We start from the raw sequence: 26,688 nt of genomic DNA on the forward strand, positions 1-26,688 counted from the left end.
GGGAGCTTGGATCCTCAGGGATTGTTGACGAAATCTTCCCACTGCGATTTCGCCTTCAGCAACCGTTCGATCAATTCGCGAACCGCGCCGTGACCGCCGGGCAACCGCGTGGTCCACCGCGCCGCTCGGCGAACATCCTCCGAGGCGTCGGCCACAGCCACCGGCAAGGCGACGCGCCGCATCACGGCCAGATCGGGAAGGTCATCGCCGATGTAACAGACTTCCTCGGGAGTCGCCTCGAGCGATTGCAAAATCTCGATCGCCGCGGACCACTTCTCGGGCACTCCCTGGCGAACGACCCGCACGCCCAGTTCCGCCGCCCGTGTCCGCACAACTTCGCTGGTCCGGCTGGTGATGATTCCAAACTGGTAGCCAGCCCGCTGCCAGAGCTTGATCCCGAGCCCGTCGCGAATGTGAAAGCACTTGGTCTCCACACCGCTGTTGTCGTAGATCACTCGGCCGTCGGTCAGCACGCCGTCGACGTCCGAGAGGATCACGCGGATCGGGCCGGCCAGGCTTTGGTCGGAGCGCAAATCGTCGGAAAACATGGGGCAGCGCCTACGCCTTGCGGAGCGGAACCGTGGGGGGATCGACCTCGCTCATCGAGACGACGTCGGTGATGTCGAGCAACCCGATCGGGCGTCCGCCAGCGTCGAGGACCGGCAGTTCGCTGATCCGGCGGCCCGCCAAGATGCTGATCGCATCGCCCAGCAGCGATCCCGACAGCACCGTCTGCACGTCGCGAGTCATCACCGCGGCGATGGGGCCATCCAGGGCCTCGTCGCGGCGAAGTTCGAGCAGACGCACCAGATCGCTGTCGGTGAACAACCCCGCCAAGCGGCCCTCGTCATCGACCAGCATCACCGCACCGCTGCGGCGGGCCGGGCAGGTCGTCGTGCTGAAGACCTCGCGGACGCTGGCCGCCGCCGAAGCGACCCGGCACTGCGGGCGGGGACGCATCCAGCGATCGACTTTGGAAAGTTTGCGGCCGAGGCTCCCCCCGGGGTGGAAGCGGGCGAAATCGTGGGCCGTGAAGCCGCGGATCCGGCTGGCCAGCAGAGCCACGGCATCGCCGGTGCTGAGCATCAGCGTGGTGCTGGTCGTGGGGGCCAGTCCCAGCGGGCAGGCTTCCTCGACATGCCCGATCTCGATCCGCCAATCGGCCCACTTGCCGAGCGGGTTTTCGGCGTCGGCCGTGGTCGCCAGAATCCCCGCCGATTGCCGCCGCAGGGCGGGCAGCAGCCGGACGACTTCCTCGCTCTGACCGCTGTGGGAAAAAACCCACACCAGATCGCGGGAGGTGACGCGGCCCAGATCGCCGTGGATCGCTTCGGAGGGGTGCAGGAAATGGGCGGTCGAACCGGTGCTGGCGAGCGTGGCGACGATTTTCTGCGCGACCAGCCCCGCTTTGCCGATCCCGGTGACGACGATCGATCCGCTGCACTCGACGATCCGTTCGGCCGCGACCACGATCTGCGGCCCGACCGCGTCGATGATCTGCTCGATCGCCGCGGCTTCGCTCCGCATCACGTCGCGGGCGAGCCGGAGCCGTTCGAGAGGCGTCAGCGGCGGAGTGGAAGCCGCCTGATCGAGCAAGGGGCGGGCTGGGGACATTGGGAGTCTCGCATCCATGCGGAACCTTTCCGGCTCCCGTCGCGAGAGCCGGCAAAAGACGATTCGCCGCCGAGCTTACTGGCCAAGCGGCCGCCGCCGCAACGCGAGAAAATCGGAGACCCGTGACCGGATAGTTCGCGGCTGCCCGGTTCGGCGCTGCGGATGCCCGGTTTGCAGGATTCGCTCGAGGCGGAACAATTCGGCGGTGCGGCGTTTCCAGCCGCGGTTTGCCCTCGCTCGCCCTTGATCACAAAACCGACCATGCGTGTCCTCTCCGGGATCCAACCGACCGGCCGCCCTCACTGGGGAAACTTTTTTGGGGCCATTCGCCAGTACATCAGCCTGCAGGAGGAGCACGATGGGTTTTACTTCATCGCCGATCTGCACGCCCTGACCACGGTTCGCGACGCATCGGCGCTCCGCCAGAACACGCTCGACGCGGCCCTCGATCTGCTCGCCCTCGGACTCGACCCGCAGCGGGCGACGCTGTTCGTCCAGTCACGCGTCCCGGAAGTCTCCGAGCTGTGCTGGTTGCTGATGACCGGCGCGGGAATGGGGCTGCTCGAACGCTGCCACGCTTACAAGGAAAAGAAAGCCAAAGGTCTGCCGGCCGACGCGGGGCTGTTTACCTATCCGGTGCTGATGAGCGCCGACATCCTGGCCTACGATGCGGAACTGGTCCCGGTCGGGCAGGATCAAGTCCAGCACGTCGAGGTGTGCCGCGATTTGGCGGGAAGCTTCAACCACACCTTTGGCGACGTCTTCAAGCTTCCCAAAGCGCAAGTGATGACCGATGCGGCCAAAGTTCCCGGGACCGACGGCCAAAAGATGAGCAAGAGCTATGACAATACGTTGCCGCTGTTCGGTGACGAAAAGCAGATCCGCAAAATGATCATGCGGATCGTCACCGACAGCCGCCCCATGGAGGAGCCCAAAGTGCCCGAGGACGACCACCTCTTCCAGCTCTACCGGCTCGTCGCACCGCCGGCGGACGTCGAGGCGATGGCGGAGAAGTACCGCCGTGGGGGCTTCGGTTACGGAGAAGTCAAAAAGGGAGTCGCCGACGCCAGCGAAGCGTTTTTTGGAGCGGCTCGGCAGCGGCGGAGGGAACTGGAGCAGAACCTCGACTACGTCACTCAAGTCCTCGACCAGGGGGCCGAAAAAGCGCGCGGCGAAGCGGCGGCCGTGCTGCTGCGAGCTCAAAAGGCGTGTGGGCTGCGGTGAGCGGCAGCGGGGCTGCGGCAGGTGGGGCTGCGGCAGGTGGGCGATTGGACTTTTCTTCGGCCGAGAGCAAAGCGGGATTCGATGGGGATTATTGGCATCGGCACGGACATCGTGGAATGCGTTCGCGTTGCCAAAATGATCGAGCGGCACGGCGAAATCTTTCTCAAGCGGGTCTACACTGAGAACGAGATTCTGTACTGCAGTTCGCGGAAAGCGGCGACGCAGCACTATGCCGGACGTTGGGCCGCCAAAGAGGCGGTCCTCAAAGCGCTCGGCACCGGATGGTCACAGGGGATCCAGTGGACCGATATCGAAGTTCGCAACGAACCGGGGGGGCGACCGCGAATCGCCTTCGGTGGCAAGGCGTGCGAGCTGTGCCGGGAGCTGGGGATCGAGGAAATGCATATCAGCATCTCCCACTGCCGCAGCCACGCCACCGCCTACGCGCTCGCTTCGGGATGATCGCCGCCATGCTCCTCCATCGCCGCTCGTGGTCTTCGCTTGGGATCGGCGGCTTGATGCTGTGGGCCGTCGGGTTCCTTTGGGCTGGGGCGAGTCCCGCGTGGGCTCAAGAACTTCGCCAGCTCGAAGGCCGGTATGTGCGGATCGTGACCGACATCCGCTCGACTCCGGCGATCGACGAGTTGCCCCGGGCCTTTGACGCCGCGGTTCCGCTGTGGTGCCAGTTTTGGGAGCTGCCCGCAGCGGAGGTCGAAGATTGGCGGGTGACGGCTTACCTGATGAGCGACCGGGAATTGTTTCGCGAGCGGGGGCTGATTCCCGACTCGCTCCCCGACTTTCCTCACGGCTACCAGTGGGGCGATTCGGCCTGGGTTCAGCAGCAGCCTTCCGACTACTACACCCGGCATCTGCTGCTTCACGAGGGGGCCCATGCGTTGGCGTCGCATGCCTTCAGCGGCGCCGGCCCCCCTTGGTTCATGGAGGGGACAGCCGAGCTGCTCAGCACCCACCGCTGGGACGGGGAGCGGATGGAGTTGCCGATCGTGCCCGAGTCGAAAGAAGCCTTTCCCTACTGGGGCCGCTTCAAGTTGCTCGACCAACGGCGGCAAACCGGCGGCACGCTCTCGCTCGTTTCGGTGCTCCGCTACAGCGACACGTCGCATCGCCAAGTCGAACCCTACGCCTGGACCTGGGCCGCCGCGATCCTGTTCGAGATGTACCCCGAGTACCGCACGGCGCTGCTCGCCGCGGCCCGCGAGGGGAGGGACGCGACGCCGAACTTTACGCGCCAGTTCGTGGCGGCGCTGGGGGACCAGTGGAAGGTGGCCCAGGCCCGCTGGCGGGTGCTGATCGACGGGCTCGATTACGGCTACGAGTGGGATCGGCATCGGCTGGAGATCGCCGCCGACGATCCGCTCTGGGATGGACGGCCAGTCGAACGGGTGGTGGCGGCCGATCGAGGCTGGCAATCGGTGGGGGTCCGGATTCCGGCTGGGACTCGCATCGCGATCGCCGCCGACGGGGAGTGCGTCATCGGACGGGAGCCCAAGCCGTGGATCACGGAGCCTGAAGGGGTGACGGTTCGCTACCACCGCGGCTGGCCGCGAGGCCGGCTGTTGGCGACGTTGCTCCCGACCGCTCCGGTCAGCGACCCCAAGCTGGAGCCGCTGGAAGTCGTGGGGATCGGCCGCCAGGGAGAGCTGACCGCGACGAACGAGAGCTGGCTGTTGCTGCGAGTGGCCGACGAGGTGGGAGAGTTAGCCGACAATTCCGGTGGTTTTGGGGTCACGCTCCGGGGTGGCGAATAGAACCTCTGGGGACGGTGGGGGAAAACCACGAAGGGCACGAAGGGCACGAAGGGCACGAAGGGCACGAAGGGCACGAAGGGCACGAAGGAAGGGGTGGGGAGCTGAACAGGAATTGCAAGCTAGACTGGAGGCAGCGACCGGTCTCGGCTTGCGGGGTTGCGTTTGACCCAGCGAGGCGGGACCTTGAAAAATAGAGAGTTGACCTGCACCGGGTCGGAAGATCCTGCCGAGGACCGAGCCTTTCACTGATGTCCCGATCGGAGACGCCTGCCGACGCCGCGGAGCGCCCCCCGCTCAGCCCGCTCGAGGGGGGACGCTGGCGACCGGTCCGTCCTGAAGAACTGCTCCGCCGCGAGGAGGTGAGCGAGGCCGGTGGTTCGCGGGAGCTCCCTCGAGCCCCTTCGCTGGAGCGCCGCCAGGAGCTCGAGCGGTATCTGCGCGATCGGCCGGCCGATATCGAGGCCTACCTCGAGCTGGCCGCGATCTATCGCCAGGCGGGCCGCTCGGTCGAGGCGACCCGCGTGCTCAAGCAAGCCTTGGAGAGCGAACCGGAGGAGCCGCGCGTCCTGTGGCAGCTGGAAGAAGCCTCGCTGGCCCGCGCCCTGCAACAACTGCAGGATGTCCGCCAAGTGGCTCAGCGGTTGCATACGCCCGAAGCCGACCGGGAGCTCGAGCGAGCTCAAACCGACTGGGCCTGTCGCCGCGTCGAGGTTTGCCAATCGCGTCTGCAGCGCGACGCCTCGCAGGACCACTTGCGGGTCGTGCTGGCCGAGGCGCTGCGAGATCTCGGCCGCTACGACGAGGCGATCGAAGCCCTCGGCCCGGCGCTGCTGGTCGATCGCGAAGCACCGCTGGCTTACCTGATCCTCGGCCACTGCCTGCAGGCGGTCGGTCGCGACTTGGAAGCGCTGGCCGCGTGGCGAGCCGCGGCCCTGCGGCGAGCGGTCCCCGCCCCGCCGCGAATTCGCCTCAATGCGATGCAGGCAGCCGCGGATGTCGCCGAACGACTGGGGCTGAGCGGGACGCTGCCGCTGTATCGCCAAGCCCTGCGGCAGGCGCAGGCCGACGCCCCATCCGAAACCGCACCGCCACCCCCAGCCCCATCGGCTACAGGCCCCTCTCCCCCAGGCCCCCCATGAACCAAGCCATCGTCGATCCCGAGCAACTGCGGCGGTTTGCCAGCAACCTGAAAATCTTCACCGAGGAGTTGCAGCAGCGAAGTGCGGCACTCGCCTCGCAAATGAACCAACTGGAGCAGAGTTGGCGGGACCAGCAGCAGCGGAAATTCAGCCAAGAATTCGAAGACCAGATGCGGCAGATGAACCGTCTGCTCGAAGCCTCGCGGCAGCACGTCCCATATCTGCTCCGCAAAGCCGAACAGGTCGAACAGTATCTGCACGGCTAGGATCGGTCGGAAAACCCGACCGACACCCTCCCCCCGGGAGGGTCGCGAGGAACGAGCGGGGGGGCGACGCGCCACGTAGACCTCTGATCGTAGCCTGGATTCAGCGGTCCCTCCCCGGGCCTAAGAGCCCGACCCTCCCGGGGGGAGGGTGACGGGGAAATGCAGTTTTCTGACAGAGCGATCGCCATGCACGCCCACATCCGTTCGATCGACGCGCTCCGCGAGCTTCGCGCTGCGGTGCTGGAGTGGGGATCGCGATTGGACGACCAGATTTTCACGCTCCGCAGCGAGGCCCGGCGGGCGCTCGAGTGGGCGGCGGTCGAACAGCCCCGCTACTGGAGCCATCAGGTGGCGGTGGCCGAGCGGGGGCTGCAAGACGCGACCGCCCGGCTCGCCGCACTGCAGACGACTTACGGCGGACGCGATCGACCCCGGGCCACCGAAGCTCGCAACCGCGTCAACGAGCTGCGGCGCCGGCTCCGTTTCTGCCAGGAGCGGGCGGCCGCCTGCCGCGGGTGGGCTGCCGAGATGGAGCGGGCCGTCGACCAGCTGATCGCCGCTACGTCGGGGCTGCAGCAGCACGCCGAAGCGGGCTTACCGACCGCGGCCGCCCAGCTCGCCCAGTGGATCGACGCCCTCGACCGCTACGCCGACTCGCTCCCCTCGCCCAACGCCGCTCCGCCAACCAGCACTGACCAGCCGCCCCCACCGACGAACCGCCCCCTTTCGAACCGCCCACTGTCGAGTAACGACGAGCCCCTGCCGAGTAACGACGAGCCATTGCCGAGTAACGACGAGCCATTGCCGTGAATCCTCCCCGCAGCGGCGCTTTCCATGATGCCGAGAACCAACTTCGCCGTGACTGGTTGAGCTTCACCGCGGTCTGGCAACGTACCGCCGAGCATTGGAAGGACGCGCGGCGGCGGCAATTTGAAACCGAGTACTTGGCCGAGTTGCCCGGAGCGATGAGCCACACGGCCGCCGAGATCGTGCGGTTTCGCGAGACGTTGCAAAAGGCTCTCCGCGCGCTTTCCGATGACGAGACCCCAGCGTGATCCAACCCAAACGTGCCACCGATTCCCCCGACACGGATTCCGCTGCCGATGATTCTGCCGCCGACGACGCAGCCGCCGACGATGCAGCTCGTTCCGGCCCGTCGCCGCAGCTCTCACGCCGCGACCCACAACTTCGCCCTGGGCAGGGGTTGCCGGTTCAGAAACTCCACGGCTTGGGGTTGCTGACCCCGGTCCGCCAAGCTCGCCTGTTGCGAGGCCTTGCCGGGCGATTTCGTCAAGGAACTCGCGTCCGCGACCAGCTGAGCGACGCGCACCAACGTCAGCTTGAAGCGCTCGACCAAGAGTTGGCCGACGCCTTGGAGAGGACCACAGCGGAATGCCGAAGCGAACGCCGCCGCACCTTGGAGGCATGGGATCAGCTCGACGAGCAGACGATCGCTGGGTACGAGCAGGAAACGTTGGCGGCGCGGCATGAGCGGCACCATGCTCTGGCCGCCATCCGCCGCGGGCGCCGGCACGATGTCAGCGAGGAGGAGCAGGCGTTCGACAGTCAGAAGCAGCAGATTCAAGCCCGCTACGCGCGCGAGAAACCCAAAGCTGCGGCGGTCCAGAAGAATGAGTATGCCCAGCTGGCGACCGCGATGCGGCGGATGCACGCCTCGCTGACCACGGCCCGCGAGCTGACGATGCAGCGGTGCGGAGGTCCCGAGCAGCTGGCCGCGCTGATTCCCGCCGACACCACCAGTGCCGACGACACCACCAGTGCCGACGCCAGCACCTCTGGCGAAGCCGAGGCGAATGCGTCAGCGCCGCCGCCGGACGATCGACGAACGGTTCGCGAGTGCGTGGCCGAGATCGGGTCGCTCGCCGAACGGGGCGAATCGCTGCTCGCCGAGATGCGGTCCGGCTGGCCGGCGCGGTTCGCCGAATCGTACTACTTGCCTCTGCTGATGGTTGGCGTGGCGCTCCTTTGGGCGGGCGGCGTTTACCTGGTGGGGCCCGAGCGGATGGTGCTGTGGATGCTGATGGGGCTGCCGCTGGCAGTGGTCGCTGGCGTCGCCGCCCACTCGGCGATGATGGTCCCGCTTCGCAGGCAAACCCGCGAGCTGCATCCGCGTGTCGAACGGGCGGCGCTCGATGCGAGTGCCGTGGCGGCGGTGGGGCGGCGATTGTCGGCGGCCAAAGCAGCCGAGCGGGTCGCGGAATTGCGGAGGAATCGAGAGGCGGCCCTTGGGGCGCTTCGCCAGCAACACGATCAACAAATGCGGGAGATTCGCGAACGGCATCTGGCCGACCAGACGCGGACGACGCGGCAGTTCGACGATCGGATCGCGACCATCCAGAATCACTTCGAGGAGCGGTACGGGGAGATCAGCCGCGAGCAGGCCGCCCACGCCGCGGCGACCGCCACGAGTCTCTCCAACCGGCTCGATGGATTTGCCGCCGAGAGCGAGAGTCGCCGCCAATCGCTGCGGACGCAGCAAGCCGACGAGTTGCAGCGACTGCGAGCGCGGATCGAGTCGGGCGTCGCGCGTGGACTCGGCAGACTCCGCGAAGCGCAGCGGACGGTCGAGCGGCAGTTTCCGAGTTGGCGAGCGATTGAGGACTCGGCTGCACCGCTGCAGTCGACGCTCCGCTGGTTGCCGCTGGGCACGCTCGACGTCTCGGCGCGGTTGCGAGAGTCGCTCGGTGACGCGGCTCCGGAAGACGCCACTGCACTGCCGCTGATGCTGGTCCGCGAGAGCCACTCGGCGGTGCTCGTCGACTGTCCGCCCGAGCAGATGCATGTGGCAACGGAGCTGGTGCGCGGGGCGCTGTGGCGGGCGCTGACGTCGGTCGCCGGAGGTCGGTTGCGGCTGACTCTGCTCGATCCGGTGGGCCGCGGGCAGAGCTTCGCCTCGCTCGTGTCACTCGCCGATTACGACCCCCAGTTGATTGGACATCGCGTCTGGTCGGCAACGCCGCAGATCACGACTCGCCTGGCGGAATTGACTCAGCATGTCGAAGACTTCCTGCAAACCGGCCTGCGGGATCGCTACTCCACGATCGAAGCGTTCAATGGAGAAGCCGGAGCCCTGGCCGAGCCGTACCGCGTCGTGGCCGCGGTCGGCCTCCCCGCGGGGCTTTCGCGCGACGGCTACGATTCGCTCCGCGCGCTGATCGACGGCGGCCGGCGGTGCGGCGTGTTCCTGATCCTGGTCCGAGACACTTCGCAGCCCTGGCCGCTCGAGATGCCACCGCTGCCCGAAGCCTCGATGTTGCGGCTGCGGATCGACGAGCAAGGGCAGCTCTGGCATGGCCACAGCGAGCTCGAGTCGCTGCCGGCCGCGCCGGTCGACCCGCCTCCTCCGGCCGCCATTCCGATGCTCACCGAGCGGATCGGGCAAGCCGCCGTCGCGGCGCAGCGCGTCGAGATCCCGCTCGACAGCCTCCTCGGCGACGAGCAACCCGAGAGCTACGACTCGGCCACGGGGCTGAGGATCCCGATCGGGCGGCAAGGCGTCGGACGCTCGTTGGAGATCGATCTAGGTTCAGGCATGCGGCAGCACGTTCTGGTCGCTGGCAAAACCGGGTCGGGCAAAAGCACGCTCCTGCATGCGCTGATCACCGCCGCTGCACAGCGTTACGCTCCCGATCAACTGCACCTCTACCTGTTGGACTTCAAGAAAGGGGTCGAATTTAAGGTTTACGCCGATCACCACCTGCCCCACGCCCGCGTGATCGGGATCGAGAGCCAGCGGGAGTTTGGCCGCAGCGTGCTGGAGCGGCTCGATGCGGAGTTGCAGCAGCGAGGCGAACGGTTCCGCGCCGCCGGAGTTCAGGAGCTCAGCGAGTACCGCCGTCAGACGCACCAGAGGCTGCCCCGGATCCTGCTGGTCGTCGACGAATTCCAAGAGTGGTTCGTCCGCGACGACCGCTTGGCGCAAGAGTGCACGATGCTGCTCGATCGACTGGTCCGCCAAGGCCGCTCGTTCGGCATCCATGTCGTGCTCAGCAGCCAGTCGCTCTCCGGAGCCTATTCGCTGCCGCGGGCGACGCTCGGGCAGATGGCGATTCGGATCGCGCTGCAGTGCAGCGAGTCGGATGCGGCTTTAATTCTGGCCGATGAGAATCCCGCTGCCCGCTTGCTGAGTCGGCCCGGCGAAGCGATCTTCAACGACGCCGGGGGACTGATCGAAGGCAACCAGCCGTTCCAAGTCGCTTGGCTCGAACCGCAGCGACACCGAGAGCAGTTAGCCGCCCTGGCCGCCCTCCATCCGGAGGCGGCCGAGCAGTTTGGGGCGACGGTCGTCTTCGAAGGCAATCGCCCCACGCGGTGGACACCCTCGCTGGCCGAGCAAAGCCTGACGCCCCCACCGGCCGATGCAGCCCAGCAGCGTGCTTCCGGGACCCAGCAGCGCGCTTCCGCGGAACATTCCTACCGTGGATTGCTCGGCGAGGCGGTGCGGATTGGTCCCCCGAGCACGCTGCAGCTGAACGACGCTCCGGGCCGCAACGTGCTCTGCGTCGGCGACCTCGATTCCTTGACCAGCGTCCTCACTGCGTGGCTGCCAACGTTCGCCACCGACGTGCGGCGGCAGGTGGGGCAGGATCCGGAAATCGTGCTGCTCGACGGCCCGCGGGGTGCGGAGAGTGAATCGCTAGCCGAGTGGCTCGAGGCGGCTGGGGTTGCCTGCCGAGTCGTGCGCCCTCGCGAGGCTGAAGAGACCCTGGTGGCGCTCGCGGCGAAGCTGGACCACGGTGAGCGAGCCGAGGAACGGGAAGCCGATGCGCTGCCGCAGCCCCCGACATTGATCGTGATCCATGGGCTGGAGCGGTTCCGCGATCTTCGCCAAGACGACAACTTTGGCTTCTCGCTCGACGGGTCCGCAGGTGCCGGCGGCGGAGTGGCTCTGCAGACGCTGCTCCGCGACGGCCCGGCCGCTGGGTGCCACGTGGTCATCGACTGCGCCACCGCCGAGACGCTCTCACGGTGGCTGCCTCGCAGCTCCCATCACGATCTGGAGCTGCGAATCATCGGGCGAACCAGCGCTGCCGATTCGGCGCAGCTGATCGACACACCCGAAGCCGCCGAGCTCACTCCAGCAACGCTGCTGCTCTACGACGACGCCGGAGGAACGATCGAAAAATTCCGCCTCTGCAATTCCCCCGACCCCAGCGAAGTCCGAAAGTGGCGGAGGGAAGGGAGCAGGTAGCAGGTTTTCCATCGTACTCGTACTCAGCGCAGCGGTACTCGTACTCGTACTCGAATCCGCGCACCACCACACGCCCTGCGAACGATCGAGTACCGCTTCGCTGAGTACGAGTACCGCTTCGCCACTCGCTACTCGCTACTCGCCCGTCCCCACTCTCTCACATGCTCCGGGCCGAGCTCGCTGAGGCTTGCGACTCCGGTCGATTCGACGAGGGCGATCATGCGTTCGATGCGACTTTGGAGCTCCGCGGTGTCGACTTCGGGCGTGGCGGGGGCGGCCGGGCGAGTGGACACACCGAGCGTCGCGGCGGCCCAGTCGTCGTTGGCCTCCGGGGGACGCGGGGCCAAGAGCGGCTTGCACCAGCCGTCGACGGCGACGACCGCGGCGCCCAGGGCCAACAGCTTCACGCAGTCCCCGGCGTCGGCTTCCGAGGGAGGGACCACGATCAGACGGATCTGCCGGCCGCCGTGCGCATCGAGCCATCGCCGGGTGCGCGCGACGCAGTTCGCCAACGAACGAGCGGCTGACAGGTGAGCGGTTGAGGAACCACCATTGGCCGTGGTGGCATCGCGCTGCAAATCGTCATCGGCTCGGATGGTGAGGATTTCGGCTTTGGCATCTCGCACGATCGGCAATCCCAGCTCGAGGGAGTCGAGCCCGAGGCTGATGCCGATCGCAGCGGCCGGAGCCAATTGCCGCAGCTCTGCCACTTTCCCCGGCAGTTCCTCGAGAGTCCGCACGTCCGGGGGCCAGTGCATCGTGGGAGTCGAGACGTCGAGCGACTCGTTGCGGTCCGCTTTTCGCGCACCTCGCAGATCCCAGCGACGCATCTGGGCGGGCGAATAGTTGAAGCGGCCCGAGCCATCGCGGCTGGCAGCGAGCCGAATGTCGATGACTTTGGCGGCTGTCAGGTCTTCGATCCGCAATCCGTAACGCTCGGGGCGGTAGGGGCAGAAGCGATTCGAGAGAGCGACCGCCGCGGCGGGGGAGGCTTGGGCTGTGGCCGGTTGCGAGGGTCGGGTGCCTAGCTCGCAGCCGAGCGCGGCGACCGCGATCCCGAGCTCATCCAAGGCATCAGCCACGCGGGCCGCCCGCTCGCTGTCGACGGTCGACCAGGGCAAATCGTAGGCGAGGAGTGGCAGCGGCAGGCCGATCCGGTCGGTGAGCGGGACTCGCAGGCTGAGCCGCGGCGGGCGGATCGGCTGCGGACCGAGCGATGGATGGGCCAGACGCAAAAATTCAAACACGAGCCAATTCGCCCACTGGGCGTTCCACAGGAGACGGAATGAAGTAGTAGCCGACTGCCCAGGCGGGAGTGTGCTCCATGTCGCGGGCTCCCAACGCGCGGGCATTCTTGTTCATCCGGTTGGTCCACACGCAGTGCACGATGATGGTGAGGAGGTACAGGAGGACTATCAGCAGGATGGCGGCGACCCCGCCCATCATCAAGAGTAAATCCTGATTGGTCGCGTTCACCTCGTCGATAAATGGGTGACTCCCCGATCCGGGGGGAGTATACTCGACTCTTTGCACAGGCTTCCACGATCTGGAGGACGGTGATGCGCACGCCTTTTCGCTCGGCCGCGAACATGGCCAGTCGTCCCATTGCAGCCAGTCGTCCCATTACAGCCAGTCGGCGGGCATTCCTCGTGGCTTCGGCCGGTGGGGTTGCCGGGCTGCACTTTGGACGCCCCGCTCAGCTCTGGGGGCAGACCCCGGTAGGACAGACGGCTTCGCCGGGCAATTCTTCTGGTGGCGAGCAAGCCGCCGGCAAAGCCAAGTCGGTGATCTTGTTTTTCCTCTGCGGCGGCGCTTCCCAGATCGATACCTGGGACATGAAGCCCGAAGCTCCGGCGGAATACCGCGGGCCGTTCGCACCGATCGCGACTTCGGCTCCGGGCCTGCAGCTCTGCGAACACTTGCCGATGCTCAGCAAGCAGGCGCATCACTTGGCCGTCGTCCGTTCGATCGACGGCACCGTCAACACTAACGACCATCACGCGGGCTACTACTACAACCTGACCGGACACGTCCCCGACCCCACGTTTCTGTCGCAAGGGAACAACCGCCGGCCCTACCCGGACGATTGGCCTTACATGGGTTCGGTGGTCGCTTCCCGACGTCCTTCGCGGGGAGGGCTGCCGAACGCGCTGACGCTCCCCCACATGCCCAGCCCCGCGCCTTACACGCGACCCGGCCAGTTCGCTGCACGGCTGGGAGTCGAGTTCGATCCGCTCTATGTCCATGGCTCGAGGGAGGAGCCACTCAAGTTCCACGCCCCGACGTTGGCCCTGGCTGGCGATGTCACCAAGGAGCAACTCCGCTCGCGGCGGGAACTCCTGACCGAGCTCGACGGCGCCCGCCGCCAGTTCGAAGCCTCTCCGATCGAGCGGACCTGGAAACAGCATCAGCAGCGGACGATGGAACTGCTGCTCTCGGCCGACACGACCACGGCCTTCGATGTCAGTGAAGAACCGGCGGCGGTCCGCGAGCGATATGGCGATTCGGTCAACGCGATGAGTTTGCTGCTGGCTCGGCGATTGGTCGAGGCGGAAGTGCCGTTCGTGACCGTCTTCTGGCAGGGTGACGACTCCCTGAAGAAAAAGTGCGCGAGCGCCGGGAGCTGGGATACCCACGGCAATAACTTCAACTGTCTCAAAGACGATCTGTTGCCGGAGTTCGACCGAGCCTTCTCGGCGCTGCTCGAAGATCTCGCCGAACGCGGGCTGTTGGACGAGACGCTGGTGTTGGTGACCAGCGAAATGGGACGCACGCCCAAGATCGGCGATCCCCGCTCGGGCGGCTCAAGCGGTGCCGGCCGCGACCACTGGACGCACTGCTTAAGCGTTTTGATGGCGGGCGGAGGGATTCGCGGCGGCCAAACCTTCGGCTCCAGCGATCGCCTCGGCGAATACCCGCAAGATCATCCGCTGACCCCCGCCGACATCGCCAAGACCGTCTACTTTGCGACCGGAACCAAGGATCTGATCGCGACCGACGCCCAGGGACGACCCTACAACCTGCTCGACGAAGGCCGCCCGCTCACGGAGTTGTTCTGACCGCACGCCGCTCTAGTCCCCTCTCCCCCACCTATTGGCTGCAAACGAAAGTTTCGCAGCCAATAGGTGGGGGAGAGGGTTAGGGTGAGGGGGCTTCGCAGTGTGGCAGATACTACCCACGCGACTGAACCGCACCATCGACGAGAGAACGAAAACAGCCTCTTTCGCGGGACTAAAAAGGCCGGCGAGCCGGCCGCTTCTCCCCCTCACCCCGGCCCTCTCCCCCAAAGAGAATCGCGAAATTCAGGCCGTGTGAAGGCCGACCGGAGTCCGCGATTCTCTTCGGGGGAGAGGGAGCTTTACGGTTTGGCGATCCACGATTGGATCAATTCACCGCTTGCGGCATCCCAGACGCGGAGCTCGCCGTCGAACGAGCCGCCGGCGATCCGGCCCGATTCCGCGTGCCAGGCCGCCGACAATGCCCAATCACCGAAACCTTCGAACTGGCGGGCGACGGTGGTTTTAGCCAGCTCGATCTGCAGCACGCGCTCGTTGGCGGTCGGGACCAGTACAAAACCTTCGCCACGGGTGATCTGAGCCCCATCGCCACCGAGCGGCACTTTGGAGACCGCCTTGCCGTTGCTGATCGACCAGCGGTGGAGGAAAGCGTCGCTGCCGGAGGAGAGGACGTGTTGGCCGTCGGGCGAGAGTCCCACGCCTCGAACCGGAGATTCATGCCCTTGGTAGCTGACCAGCAACTCGCCCGACTCGGCGTCAAACACTTTGGCCGATCGATCGCGGCTGGCTGAGACCATACGGCTGCCATCGTCGCTCCAGGCGATCGCCGTCACCCAATCGGCGTGGCTGGTCATCGCGCGGACCGTCTCGAGCGTCTCGATGTTGACGATGCGGATTTGCCGATCAGCCGCGGCGATGGCTAATTCGGGCGTGGCGGGGCGGAACGCGACGTCCAGCACCACATCGGTCGAGCGGGCAACGACCGCCTGAACTTCGCCGCTCGCAAAGTCCACCAGCCGCACTTCGCCGCTTTTCCCCGGCGCCCCGCACGCGACCGCCAACGTGCCGCCGTCGGGGCTCAGCTCCAACGCAAAGATCCGCTGCCCGAGGTTCTCGATGCGGCGGACGAGCGAGCCCGTCTCCACATCCCACACCGTCACTTCATGGTAGCCGCCGACCAAAATCTGCCCGCCGTCGGGCGAAAAGGCGATCGCCGTGGCTGGGACTGGCTTGGGATAGGAGGCTGGAGGAGCCGGATGGCGTGGCGGGGGAATCACGAACGGGAGCAACTCCTCTGGATCGTCGCCATCGAACTTCGCCCCGGCAGCCAGCCAAGCAGCCACCTTGGCAATCTCCGCTTCGGCGAGCGGATCGCTCTCGGCTGGCATCCGTTCAAACTCATCCTCGCTCGTCAGCCGCCGCAGCAGTTCGCCGTTGCCCTCGTCTGCGGATGCGATCGGCGGCTCTCCCGAATCTCCCGCTTTGGAGAGTTCCGCGAACGTGTCGACCCGATAGCCCCCTTCGGCTTTTTTCGCCCCGTGGCAAGCGACGCAGTGCTCGAGCAAGAGCGGTGCGATCTCGCCGCGAAAGCTGATCGGCTCGGCAGACCACAGCGAGGTCGGAGCGACGAGGAGGGCGGCAAACAGCCCGGCGGCGATTCTCATGGCGGGGGTTCCGGCGGAGGGTGCGCGGCAGCGCGTGGGCGAGTGGTTCGTGGCGATGTGGGAATCATGAGCTCGGATGCTTTTGAGCCGAAGGCGCTAGCCTCGGGTCCATTCCGGTCCGCGCTGTGGGAAAACGTGGACCTGAAGCGGTGTTCAATCACAAGCTCGATCCGTTCGGCAGCGCGACGGAACCCGCGGCTAGCGCCGTCGGCTCACCCGCGGCTAGCGCCGTCGGACTGGGGTTCAATGCTGAAATAAAAATTCGTCGGTGTTGAGTAGCGCCCAGCAGACGTCTTCGAGGCCCGCCGCGGGATCTCCTCGCCGCTCGCAATGCGCAACTGCCGTCTGCAGTTCGCTCTCCGATGGCGGGCGGCAGAGGGCGGCCAGGTAAAGATCGTGGAGGACCTCGGGCACCGGCGTGCCGGCGGCGAGCTGTCGGCGGAAACGATTCGCCGGGTCGCGGAGTTTTTCGTGAATCGCCGAGCCGTTGAACAGTTCGATTGCCATTCCCAACGTCGTCTCGTCGGTCCGTTCACAGGCGCACACGGTGGCCCGCTCGGGTTGCCCAAACACTTTTAAAAACTCGACTTCCACCAAATCGGGCGCCGGCAACTGCGTCGCCTTGGTACCGGCCGGAAGAGCGCCGAAAGTTTGTGCCAATCCGGTGGCTTGATTGACCGCATCGAGCAGCTGTTCAGCGCTCAGCAAACGCGGTTGCTGGTGGGAGAAATAGAGAGCGTCGTCGCGATTGAGCTCGGTCGTCTCGCAGCTGGCCTGGTAGGTGCGGCTGTTCAAGATCACGCGGAGGAGATGCTTGCGGTCGAATCCGCTGTCGATGAAATCCTGGGCGAGCCGCTCGAGCAAAGCGTCATTGGTCGGTGGGTTGGAGTCGCGGAAATCATCGATCGGTTCGACGATCCCGCGGGCGAACAGCTGCGCCCAAATGCGATTCGCTTCGATCTTGGCAAAGTAAGGATTCGCTGGATCGACCATCCACTCGGCAAACACGGTCCGGCGGTCGGTCGCGTCATCGATCGCAGGCTCGTCTCGAAGCGGCAGCCACGGTTTCATCTGCTCCCCGGTCCGCGGCTGGGTGACTTCGCCCGAAGCCGACGTCCAGATGAACATCTCGCCCGGCCGCTGGGTATTGCGTCGCTGGACCCGTTCGAAGAAGGCCCCGAGGCCGTAGTAATTGTCCTGCGTCCACCGTTCGAACGGGTGGTTGTGGCATTTGGCGCATTGCAACCTCGCGCCGAGGAAGACTTGCGAAACGGTTTCCACGCAGGTGTCTCGGTCGGTGGCCGTGCGGTAAAAGTTCGCTGGGGGATTGGCTAGCGTGCTGCCGCTGGCGGTCAGCAGCTCGCGGGCGAACTGGTCGTAGGGCAGGTTGCGACGAAACGCTTCCTCGACCCAGCGATGGTATTTGTGCACGCCTTGGTCGCCGACCGTTTTCCCAGTGATCCTCAGCAGGTCGCCCCACTTGAGGGCCCAGAACTTGGCGAACTCATCCCGCTCGAGCAAGCGATCGATCAGCCGCGCCCGTTTGTCTTCACCTGGGTCGTCGAGAAAGCTGCGGCTTTCCTCGACCGTGGGGAGAATTCCGATCACGTCCAAATAGACCCGCCGCAAGAACTCTTCGTCGGTGCAAATTTCCGCCGGGACGTACTGCATCTGTTGCAGCTTCGCGTGTACCAATGCGTCGACGTAGTTGTTCGTCGGCGGATCGTTCCAGGCGAACTCCGGGACTTGTTCAACGAACATCAAGGGGATCGATTCGATGTGTTCCAGGTATCGCACCAGGATGACTGTCTCGCCCCGCCGCAGCGGTGTCACCAGCCCGTTGCTGTCGACCGTGCCGACGGTCATGTCGGAGCTCTCGTAAGCCACCAAGTGCGTGACGTCTCGGCTGGAGCCGTCGGCGAAGTGGGCAACCGCCGCCAATTGCTGCTGGCCGGCGTCGAGTCGGAGCACCCGCTTCTTGCTCGGGATGACTTCCAGATGGATACAGCGAGGGGTGCCGGGCGGATCGGCCTTTGCCCCTTCGGCGATCCAGTCGCGGAGGATGGCATACGCCGCGTCGTCGGTGTGCAGCTGCTTGCCGCCGCCGTGGCTGACTTTCATCAGCGGTTTGAGCAACAACAGACTTTGTTCGGGATCGATCGGATTCGTGCGGCGTCCGAAGTCCTCGCGGATCAGCGTCAGCTCGTCCAACTCGCGGTCGAATGCGCGGAGCGACAGGCGGAACATGCCTTTGCCGCTCGGCGAACCATGGCAAGCTCCCGAATTGCAGCCTTGCTTGGACAGCGCCACCAAGACCTCGTTCTCAAACGCGGTCTGCGAGGGAACGCTCATCTCGCTGACGCGGAGCGGAATCGAGTGGCGAAGCGGACCCACCTCCACGATGATCTGCGTCTCACCGTCGGCTTTGGGGAAGACGGTCGTGCCTCGGATCTCGGCGACTTCGCGATTGGCCGAGGATAGCTTTGCATCCCGCGTCCAGTCCCGCGCTGAGCCCTCCGCGTCGTAGCCGGTCACGATCAATTGGCTGCGGTCCTTGGGGCCGCGGAGGCCGATCTCCGAGGGGAAGACCTCGAGCGTCGCGGGTGGATCGAACCACTCCACCGGCAGTTCCACTTTTTGCACTCGGCCGCGATTCCCATGTTCCGCGTAAGCCAGGACCGTCAGCCGCTCGGGCAGGGCCACCCCGCTGGGTTCATTCGGGGCCGGACGCGTCCAGGTCAGTGTGTGGGCGTCCTGGTCCGTTTTGACCGCCAGCGTCCAACCTTCGGGCAACGCGTCGGCCAGCACCGTCACGGCTCCCTTAAAAGCTTCGTCGCTGCGTTTGACTTGCAGCGTCGCGGTGTGACTCGGCTCTGGCCGAGCGAAGCGGAGCGGCTCACGCGGCTCGAGAGCGAAGAGGGGCTCGCTGGCGGCGACACCGCTCAGCAGAATCATGCCGTCGCCAGACGAGGCGGGAAACAGCACATGGGGTTTTCCGGCTCGCACCCAATCCCGGCTCGAAACCTTCCGCTGCAGTTCCGGTTGCTCTACTGCCCGCCCCCACAGTTCGACTGCCGCCAGCGAGCCAGCATTCCAAGACTCGTCGGCAGCGATGTAGACTTTGGCTTCCTTCGCTCCGGCGGCGATGTGCGGGTTGAGAATCCGCAGTCCCGGTGGATCGTTGGCGAGGGAAAGCTCGATCGCTCCGTCGTAGCCCAAGCGTTCAATCTGCAGTTCGATGGCACAGGCTCCCTGCCCTGCCTCGATCGCGAACTGCTGGGGAAGTTTTGCGTCCGCTTTGACTTGCAGCGTGAACGCGTCGGCGGGAACCACTTCGATGCCGTAGCCAAACTCCTCGCCGCTGCGGCCGAGCAGATCGCTAACTTCTAGCCGGTAGACGCCATCGTCGGGGAACGTGTACGCGAAGCTCCACTCGTCCACCTCGGAGACGGGAGTCTCGGCGACTTTCTTCCCCGCTTCGTTCCATAACTGCATCCGCAGCATCGCTGGCGAGCCAAGGCTCCGCGTGCGGGCTTGGACGTGGATCGCTGTGCCCTTCACGCCCTGCAGCCGACAGGCATCTTGTGGCTGCGCGTCTGCCAACTGCCCCGAGACGGCTACCGGGAAAGAGAGGGGCTCCGCCGCTGGAGCTTCGACCACCGCAGGCTGCGAAACTTGCAGTGGGACCCACGCGGAGAATTGGCCGCCAGGGAGCCGAGTGGCGACGGTCGTCGTGCGGCGGAAGGCGTCCGCCGAGAGAGTCACTTCGCGAGGCTCGGCCTTTGCGCCATCGGGACCGGCGAAGCGAACGGTCGTCGGTGTGTCCGCGGGGACAACCAGCGGGATCGCGTGCCTCAGGATCGGAAAGTCGCCCACTCGCAGATGGTAGGCATCCCCAGCGGCATAGCGGTTGTCCCGCACCTCCAGCAGGTATTCGCCCGCTGAGGCGAACCGATACTCAAAGCGACAGTCGGGACCGAGTTCGTCGTCATCGGCCGCGCAAAGTACCTCGCCGCTGCTGTCGAGCAGCCGCACGACCGGGTCCATCGAGGACTCGAGCGGTTGCGTCAGGACCTCGAAGGCGAGGCGTTGATCGGCGGCGACCGTGAGCCGGTAGTAGTCGCTCTTCGCCCCATTGCTGGTGCCGGAGACCGCGCAGAGCGTTTCGATCGGCTGCGCCGTTTGAGGTGAGTCGTGGCTGTTCGCCTCGGCTATCGCCGGCAGATCGTCGACCACGATCGCCACCGGCTGGGCGGGGCCGGCCGCGGTTGCGACGAACAATCGCAGCGAGCCGAGCGGGGTCTCGGCCGGAACCGTGAGCTCGACTTTGGCCCGTGAGGAATCGACCGTTTCGAGGCTGACCGTCGCTTCTGGACAACTGGTCGTGACGCGGAGATCGGCAGCCAGATCTTGAGTGCTGGCGATCAGCAAATGGACCGGCGTGCCGGGGCGACAGGCTCGCGGTTCGATTCGGGCCACGGTCTGAGCGTCGGCGGGGGCAACGGCCAGAATTCCCAGCACGCCCACAGCCCAGGCAAGCACCGCAGTCAACTTGGGCACCGCAGTCATCGGCATCCGTCCGCGAATTGCGGCAAGTGATCGATGTGACATGGTTAGATCAATCCGGCGATTGGTTGGCCGTTATAAATGTGATGCGGACGATTCTCGGCGTCGTGCCAGGCGGCGGTGGCGGGGATGCCCAAGGCGTGATAAATCGTTGCCGCGAAATTCTCCGGCTGGACCGGCTGCTCCGAGGGGTAAGCCCCTTGCGCGTCGGTCGCCCCGATCACGTTTCCGCCAGCGATTCCGCCACCAGCGAACCAGACCGATTGGGCCGCTCCCCAGTGGTCGCGGCCTGGCAGCTTGTAATGTTTTTCCAGCAGCGTGATCCGCGGCGTGCGTCCAAATTCGCTCGCCATCACGACCAAGGTTTCATCCAGTTCGCCGCTGGCGTGCAGGTCGTCGAGCAAGGCCGAGACGGCGCGATCGGTGGGAGGAAACAGCTTGTCTTTGAGATGAGGGAACGCGTTGCCGTGGGTGTCCCACGATTCGTCGTTACCCAGGTTGACCTGCACCAAGTTCACGCCCGCGGCGACCAGACGCCGGGCCATCAGCAAGGACCAGCCGAAGGAGTTGCGGCCATAGCGATCGAGCGACTGCTCGTCGGCCGAGGTAACGTCGAGCGCCTTGTGGATCGAAGCGTCGGTCAGCAAGTCGATCGCCCCTTCACGCAACCGATCGAACTGGGTCGTGGTGGCGAACTCGGCCAGGGCTGCACGTTGGCTGCGGAGCGTCTCGAGCAGCTCCAGCCGACCTTGGACCTCTCGCATCCCGAGCCCGTCGGGCAGAGTCAACTGCGGTGCCTGAAAGAGGCGATCGTCCGGGTTGCCCCGTTGCTGATGGTCGAAGCTGTACTGCGGGAAGGCCCCGTAGGCGGTGTTGTGAAAAGGGGAGGCCTCGATCATCCAGGGGTCGTGCTGAGGACCCATCACGCCGGCGTGCTGGCCGGGAATGATCCGCCCGCTCGAATGGACGAGCTGTTCGGGGAGGACCACCGCGGGCGGCAGGTTGTTCCGCGGCGTGGTGGCTCGGCCGGCGATCGACGCGATCGAAGGGTGATCGGATCGGCTCGGCTGGTTGGGGCTGAACCCGGGCGGGAGCTTCGACTGCCCGGTGAGCATGATGTGGTGGGCGGCCGAGTGCTCGTTCGAGGCGTGTGTCAGTGAGCGGCAGATGGACCACATCGGGCTCCGTTCGGCCAGCATCGGGAGGTGCTCGCAGATCTGCAGCCCCGGGGTGCGAGTGGCGATCGGCCGGAACTCGCCCCGCACATCCTCCGGCGCCGCGGGCTTCATGTCGAAGCTTTCGTGCTGCGCGAGTCCTCCCGAGAGAAAGATGAAGATGCACGATTTGGCGCGGCCACCCGGTCGAGCGGCCGCGGGCGGCTCGGCAGCGGCGGCGGATAGCCCCGTCCACCCGCGGAGCCCCGCCAGGTGATTCATCCCCAGCCCGAGGATCCCGATTGCACCGACCTGCAGCGCCTCGCGGCGAGAGAATCCCGCGTGGTCCCAGTGAGCTTCGCGATCGGCTCGACGTGCCCGCTTCATCACTCTCACCTCAAGAAAGGGTGGGTGGGTCGATCCCCCGGAGCCAGCTCAGAGAGCCCAGTCTTCTGGAGTCGTCGACCCGTCCGCTGCAGTGGCCTCCCATGATAGAGGCTCTCGCACCGCGATACCACCGAAATGAGGGAGTGTCGCTTTTCTCGCTTCCGCGAAAGTCGCGCTCATCAGCCGCCACGCGCTAGCCCGGATTATTCATCAGCCGCCGGGCGCTAGCCCCCGGTTCTCGAAAACGCCGCAAGAACCGGACGCTAGCGCGTGGCGGCTGATGCGAATCTGATCTAGCTTCGTGCGGAGGAGTACGACTGAATCGTCTGGTTCTCGTACGTCTGCCAGACGTCGGCCTCGGGGTCGCCGATCGTGACCGTGTAAGCCCCTTCTTCGAACACGAAGGGCTGGATCGATTTGCCCGCGGCGCGGATCGCGTACACCAGCTCTCCCTCGGCATCGAAGACTTTGACGACCGGGAACTCCACGTCTCCTTCGGCGGTCCGCTCGGGCAAGTAGCCGACCGGCTGCCGACCGTAGTTGTCGGTCTGCTTGAGCGTCAGCGGCCAACCGGGGAACTGGTTGGCGGCGTCTCCGGAAGTGGCGTCGATCAAAAAACGGTACGCATCGCAGGTATAGGTTCGGGCCTTCGGATCGACCGTGATGATCCCAAACCCGGAGCCCTTTTGGTGGGCCCGGTCATAGCGATTCTGTTCGGTCGCCACTTCGGGATCTCCGACCGCGTAGACATACACATGGTTGCCGAACCCGTCGGTGTACTGGCCGGTGTGGGGCAGCCCGTGCTCGGGGCGATCGGAGTGGGGCATGTCAACTTCATCGGGGCGCCACCAGCGGGGATAGCCGACCGAGATCGCCGGAGTGCAGAAGGACCACGAACCGTCCCGCGGAGCGTCCGCACCGTACTGCACCATCGATGTGAGGTGCTGGTCGCCGTTGATGTGCAGCGGAAAACCTTTGCGAATGATTCGCACCGCTCGGTTCCGCGCGGTCTGCGGCCAGGAGCCCGAGTCGAGGTCGGCCTTGAGATATCCGTCGTAGCTGCCGTGGTGCGTCGCGACGCCGGCGAAGACGGTCTCGCTGAGCAGGATCTTGATGTCGGCACCCCGCCAGTCGCCGACCCAGTGCTCGAGGAATTTTTCCTGCCGCTCGCCGAGCAACTCCAGCCCCGGTTTGTCGAGCGCTTCGGTATCAAAGTCGGGGTTGGTGACGTGGTCCGCGCGGCCGCTGCCGGAGTCGACTTTTTCGGGTCCGCTTTTGAATTGCCGGTCACCGATGATCGCAAAACTAACGCGACCGTAGACCATGTCGCCATAGTAGACGCTCATCCCTTGTTTGATGGGCGTCGGGTCGTACAGATCGGGATGATGGGCGGTGTTGGTTTTATGAACCACCTGGACCATCTGAACCGGTTGGATATAGCCCCCTTCGGACGACGTCGTCCCCTCCCGCATCGGCGCTCCCGCTTCACCCCAGATGTTGCCATGAAAGACATCGTGGTCGTCCGGGATGCATAAGGTGGGACGGTCTCGCATCACATCTCCAAAGACCCACCCGAACATATAATATTTGCGCAAGTAGTTGAGGATCGCGCGGTCGGCCGGGCTGCGAATCACGCCGAACCCACCATGGCTTTCGTAGAGCTGGTCTCCGGAGAAGAAGAGCAGGTCGGGATCGAGTTTGCGGAGGTTTTCCGCGACCGGCGCGTAGGGGAATCCCGATTCGTGTTGGCAGGTCAAACCACCGATGACGATGGGACGGTCGACCGGGTTGGGGCGAATCGTTCCGGCCCAGTGGGAGGTTTCGGTGGAACCATCTTTGCGCCGCTGGCGATAGACCATCCGGTACGGCGTTGCGATGGTTTCGTCCCAGTTGGCGATCCGGAAGGTCGCGGTCCAGGCATCCGGGTCGAGGGGCGCTTCGCCAAGCGATTCCCAGCGACCGCCGCGCTCGACTTCGAGCTCCACTTGCTGGTTGTCCCGCTCGCCGAGCGGCGGCGTGAGGGCGCTGATCTTCAGCACAAAACCATCGTCGGACCGCGAGTCGCTCAGCGAATACATCGACCACAGCAGCGGTCCAAAGCGGTGCTCCGGTGAGACCGTGAAGGCTGCGCCGCCGGCCGAGAGTTCGGAGAACCAGAACCGAGTTCCGCTCTCTCGGCGGAAGCGACGGTCGTAGTTGTTGACGATTCCCACGTTCCCGAGCACCGCGGCCGGGGCGACCGTGTGGGTGAGGCTGCCGAGCGGAGCACCCGATTCACCGTCGAAGGCGGTGAGCGTCAGCGCGTACCGCTCGCCGCTCGGTCGTCCGGAAAGCTCGAGGCGGAGGTTCTCCAGCGTCGCGGCGCGGTCGAGCGGCTGGGACTGGTTGCCGATGATCAGCTTCCCGTCGCTCAGCCCGGCATCGATCCCCCCTCCGGCAAAGCAGTTGCTGCGATACTCGTTGAGCTCGCTCTTGACCCCCACGCGGAACCCGCCGCTCGCGGTTTGCTTTTCCCCTCCTGGCTCGGCAGACTCTTCGGCGACTCCCATCCGCACCGACATCGCCAGGGGCTGATTGGGATCGGTCAGCTGGTGCGTCAGCAGATGGACGCTGCGATTGCCGCCTCGGGTGATGCACTCGGCCCGCCCGCTGCGGACCACCCAGTCCTCCATCGGATTAGCCCAGCAATCGGCACCGAGCCAGACGCGGTCGTGGCTGTTTTGCCAATCGCTGGTGAACGAAGGAGCGATCTCTGCCGCGCCCGGGCCCCCTGCCGCGCCCGGGCCCTCAGCAGCGGCCAGCACCGTCCGCCCGCCACTGACCAAGCTCGCTCCTGCGGCCAGGCATTTCATCGCCGATCGTCGATTAAAAAGATTCATGCCAGTGATTCCGTGGTCCTCGTCGAAGAATGCTCGCGCTCAGTTCACTCGCTGAGTATTCTAACTGCCCTGCTTCCCCGGAACCTCTTGCCATGGAATCCGCGAAAGCGAAAGATACGCCACAGCCAGCGGGCTGCGGGCGGCGGGACACACGCCGCTGGCAAGAGAGTTACCCCACGACGCTCAGTTTTCTGAATCCTTCCTCTTCGGAGCCGACAATCGATGAAATTCGCCAGCCAAACCGTTCTTGCTCTCCTCGCAGTGCTGGGGCTGTCGAGCTCCCCCGCGGCCGCCGAGCCGGTGAAAGCCGAGGTCGTGACCAGCGCCGGAAAGATTGTCGTCGAGCTCGATGCCGACAAGGCTCCCAAAACGGTCGAGAATTTCCTCCAGTACGCCAAGAGCGGGCACTATGCGGGGACCATTTTCCACCGCGTGATTCCCGGCTTCATGATTCAGGGCGGGGGCCTCGACCGCAACCTTCGCGAGAAGCGGACGCAGCCGCCGGTGATCAACGAAGCGGGCAATGGGTTGACCAACGAGCCCTACACGCTGGCGATGGCCCGCACCGGCGATCCGCATTCGGCGACCAGCCAGTTCTTTATCAACGTCGCGAAGAATGATTTTCTCGATCGCAAGAACAGCCGCGACGGGTTTGGTTACGCGGTGTTCGGCAAGGTGATCGAGGGGAAAGAAGTCGTCGATAAGATCGCTCGCGTCGCCACGCGTCCCGCGCCGGGCGGCCACGAAAACGTGCCGGTCGAGCCGATCGTGATCCAGGAAGTCAAGATTTTGAACGGCAAATAATCGCTCTACAACGGTTTGATCCGCAGGTTTCGCCAGCTGACCTCGAGCGGTTCGGCCGACTTGGTGCTGTGGACTTGCAAGGCGATGAACCCGCGAGCGGTCATGTCATCTTTAAGATCGGCCGCGGGGACGCCGTTGACCCAGGTGCGGATCGAATCGCCCCGGGCCTCGACGCGAATCAAGTTCCACTGCTCGGGCTTGAAGGCGGCTCGCGCTTCGGGGCGATTCTCGAGCGTGTATAGCCAGCCCCGGCGAGCTTCATCGTAGATCCCGCCGGTCCACGCCCGCTCGCTCGGATCGATCTCGATCTGATAACCATGGACGCGGCCATCCTTGTAATCTTTGCGGCTCTGGCTGCGGATTTGAACGCCTGAGTTCAACTGTGGATCGACCCGGAATTCGTACTCGAGGATGAAGTCGCCGAATTCCTCGGCTGTGCAGAGGAAGCTGTTCGGCGTCCCCAGCCGAGTCGTTCCCACGATCGCACCATCGACCACTTCGAAGTCGGCTCGGCCGCCCCGCTGGATCCAGCCCTCGATCGATTCGCCATCGAACAGCGGCACCCATTCCGCTTCCTCGGATGCTATCTCTTCCTCGGCGACTTCCTCGGGAGCGGTTACTTTTTCCGCCGCTTCTTCTGGGGCGGATGCTGATTGCGGCGCGGGCTCTGGAGTGTCCTCGTCGGCCCGGACCGAAGCGGCGAGAGTCAGCGAGGCGACTAGGCTGAGGAAGAGGTGAAAACGCATGCGATGGACCTCGGGCAAAAAGGGAAGTGGAAGGGAAACCACGAAGGACACGAAGAACACGAAGGACGGGTGAGGAGTTGAACCGCGGATAGCGCAGATACCACGGATTATTGGCTGTTGGTCTTCCCTTTTATCCGCGTACTCCGTGCGATCTGCGGTCCTTCCCCTTTCCGTGCGTTTCCGTGTCCTTCCGTGGCCACCATTCGTCTAATTCGTGTCATTGGGGAACCACGAAGAGCACGAAGGA

General features: G+C 65.3%; 19 protein-coding genes. 10 read left to right on the forward strand and 9 right to left on the reverse strand.

All coding sequences use genetic code 11. The features are described 5' to 3' along the window. Nucleotides 1-14 precede the first annotated feature (14 nt). Both GNK13_RS18795 and GNK13_RS18800 read right to left on the reverse strand, forming a co-directional pair. On the reverse strand, nucleotides 15-548 hold the full coding sequence (locus GNK13_RS18795; RefSeq protein ID WP_164104085.1) for a KdsC family phosphatase: 534 nt from the start codon (nucleotides 546-548) through the stop codon (nucleotides 15-17). Nucleotides 549-558: 10 nt separating this feature from the next. After that, complete coding sequence (locus GNK13_RS18800) at nucleotides 559-1,614, reverse strand: KpsF/GutQ family sugar-phosphate isomerase (protein ID WP_164104117.1); 1,056 nt, start codon at nucleotides 1,612-1,614, stop codon at nucleotides 559-561. A 261-nt stretch (nucleotides 1,615-1,875) separates the two neighbouring features. Here GNK13_RS18800 and trpS point away from each other — a divergent pair, with 261 nt between their 5' ends. From trpS to GNK13_RS18840, 8 genes are all read left to right on the forward strand, one after another. After that, on the forward strand, nucleotides 1,876-2,838 hold the full coding sequence (trpS, locus tag GNK13_RS18805) for a tryptophan--tRNA ligase (RefSeq protein WP_164104086.1): 963 nt from the start codon (nucleotides 1,876-1,878) through the stop codon (nucleotides 2,836-2,838). An 81-nt stretch (nucleotides 2,839-2,919) separates the two neighbouring features. Further along, the gene (gene acpS / locus GNK13_RS18810; RefSeq protein WP_164104087.1) at nucleotides 2,920-3,300 is read left to right on the forward strand and encodes a holo-ACP synthase; all 381 of its coding nucleotides are present in this window, start codon (nucleotides 2,920-2,922) and stop codon (nucleotides 3,298-3,300) included. An 8-nt stretch (nucleotides 3,301-3,308) separates the two neighbouring features. Then, nucleotides 3,309-4,607: a hypothetical protein gene (locus GNK13_RS18815; protein WP_164104088.1), complete on the forward strand. Its 1,299-nt coding sequence runs from the start codon at nucleotides 3,309-3,311 to the stop codon at nucleotides 4,605-4,607. 248 nt (nucleotides 4,608-4,855) lie between these two features. After that, nucleotides 4,856-5,746, forward strand: a complete 891-nt coding sequence (locus GNK13_RS18820) for a tetratricopeptide repeat protein (protein WP_164104089.1) — start codon at nucleotides 4,856-4,858, stop codon at nucleotides 5,744-5,746. Beyond that, entirely contained in the window at nucleotides 5,743-6,012 is a 270-nt protein-coding gene (locus GNK13_RS18825) for a WXG100 family type VII secretion target (RefSeq protein ID WP_164104090.1), read from the forward strand. The genes GNK13_RS18820 and GNK13_RS18825 overlap by 4 nt, the downstream gene beginning before the upstream one ends. A 186-nt stretch (nucleotides 6,013-6,198) precedes the next feature. Further along, nucleotides 6,199-6,822, forward strand: coding sequence for a hypothetical protein (locus GNK13_RS18830; RefSeq protein ID WP_164104091.1), 624 nt, complete (start codon nucleotides 6,199-6,201; stop codon nucleotides 6,820-6,822). Further along, the gene (locus tag GNK13_RS18835; protein ID WP_164104092.1) at nucleotides 6,819-7,067 is read left to right on the forward strand and encodes a hypothetical protein; all 249 of its coding nucleotides are present in this window, start codon (nucleotides 6,819-6,821) and stop codon (nucleotides 7,065-7,067) included. Before GNK13_RS18830 ends, GNK13_RS18835 begins: the two co-directional genes overlap by 4 nt. Further along, complete coding sequence (locus tag GNK13_RS18840) at nucleotides 7,064-11,224, forward strand: FtsK/SpoIIIE domain-containing protein (RefSeq protein ID WP_164104093.1); 4,161 nt, start codon at nucleotides 7,064-7,066, stop codon at nucleotides 11,222-11,224. The genes GNK13_RS18835 and GNK13_RS18840 overlap by 4 nt, the downstream gene beginning before the upstream one ends. A gap of 128 nt (nucleotides 11,225-11,352) precedes the next feature. Here GNK13_RS18840 and GNK13_RS18845 read toward each other — a convergent pair whose 3' ends face one another. Both GNK13_RS18845 and GNK13_RS18850 read right to left on the reverse strand, forming a co-directional pair. Next, nucleotides 11,353-12,471 carry a hypothetical protein gene (locus tag GNK13_RS18845; RefSeq protein ID WP_164104094.1) on the reverse strand — a complete coding sequence of 373 codons (1,119 nt, stop codon included), beginning with the start codon at nucleotides 12,469-12,471 and terminating at the stop codon, nucleotides 11,353-11,355. Then, nucleotides 12,464-12,700: a DUF4328 domain-containing protein gene (locus GNK13_RS18850; protein ID WP_164104095.1), complete on the reverse strand. Its 237-nt coding sequence runs from the start codon at nucleotides 12,698-12,700 to the stop codon at nucleotides 12,464-12,466. The genes GNK13_RS18845 and GNK13_RS18850 overlap by 8 nt, the downstream gene beginning before the upstream one ends. Before the next feature lie 83 nt (nucleotides 12,701-12,783). Here GNK13_RS18850 and GNK13_RS18855 point away from each other — a divergent pair, with 83 nt between their 5' ends. Then, nucleotides 12,784-14,283 (forward strand): DUF1501 domain-containing protein, encoded by a 1,500-nt coding sequence (locus tag GNK13_RS18855; protein ID WP_203329142.1) that lies wholly within the window; start codon nucleotides 12,784-12,786, stop codon nucleotides 14,281-14,283. 299 nt (nucleotides 14,284-14,582) lie between these two features. On the opposite strand, the gene GNK13_RS18860 is transcribed toward GNK13_RS18855, so the two are convergent. The 4 genes from GNK13_RS18860 to GNK13_RS18875 all read right to left on the reverse strand — a co-directional run bounded on the left by GNK13_RS18860 (nucleotide 14,583) and on the right by GNK13_RS18875 (nucleotide 24,891). Continuing rightward, a complete protein-coding gene (locus GNK13_RS18860) occupies nucleotides 14,583-15,905 on the reverse strand; it encodes a c-type cytochrome domain-containing protein (RefSeq protein ID WP_164104096.1) in 1,323 nt (440 codons plus the stop codon). A gap of 243 nt (nucleotides 15,906-16,148) precedes the next feature. Next, on the reverse strand, nucleotides 16,149-20,516 hold the full coding sequence (locus tag GNK13_RS18865) for a DUF1549 domain-containing protein (protein ID WP_164104097.1): 4,368 nt from the start codon (nucleotides 20,514-20,516) through the stop codon (nucleotides 16,149-16,151). A gap of 2 nt (nucleotides 20,517-20,518) precedes the next feature. After that, a complete protein-coding gene (locus tag GNK13_RS18870; protein WP_164104098.1) occupies nucleotides 20,519-22,012 on the reverse strand; it encodes a DUF1501 domain-containing protein in 1,494 nt (497 codons plus the stop codon). 293 nt (nucleotides 22,013-22,305) lie between these two features. Continuing rightward, on the reverse strand, nucleotides 22,306-24,891 hold the full coding sequence (locus GNK13_RS18875) for an alkaline phosphatase D family protein (RefSeq protein ID WP_164104099.1): 2,586 nt from the start codon (nucleotides 24,889-24,891) through the stop codon (nucleotides 22,306-22,308). Between the two features lie 222 nt (nucleotides 24,892-25,113). On the opposite strand from GNK13_RS18875, the gene GNK13_RS18880 reads away from it, so the two are divergent. Continuing rightward, nucleotides 25,114-25,695 carry a peptidylprolyl isomerase gene (locus GNK13_RS18880; protein WP_164104100.1) on the forward strand — a complete coding sequence of 194 codons (582 nt, stop codon included), beginning with the start codon at nucleotides 25,114-25,116 and terminating at the stop codon, nucleotides 25,693-25,695. 5 nt (nucleotides 25,696-25,700) lie between these two features. Here the strand turns inward: GNK13_RS18880 and GNK13_RS18885 are convergent, their stop codons facing one another. Next, nucleotides 25,701-26,441 carry a 3-keto-disaccharide hydrolase gene (locus GNK13_RS18885; protein ID WP_164104101.1) on the reverse strand — a complete coding sequence of 247 codons (741 nt, stop codon included), beginning with the start codon at nucleotides 26,439-26,441 and terminating at the stop codon, nucleotides 25,701-25,703. Nucleotides 26,442-26,688: the final 247 nt, after the last annotated feature.

It is taken from the genome of Candidatus Laterigemmans baculatus (assembly GCF_010367455.1).
Taxonomy (GTDB): Bacteria; Planctomycetota; Planctomycetia; order Pirellulales; family Pirellulaceae; genus Laterigemmans; species Laterigemmans baculatus.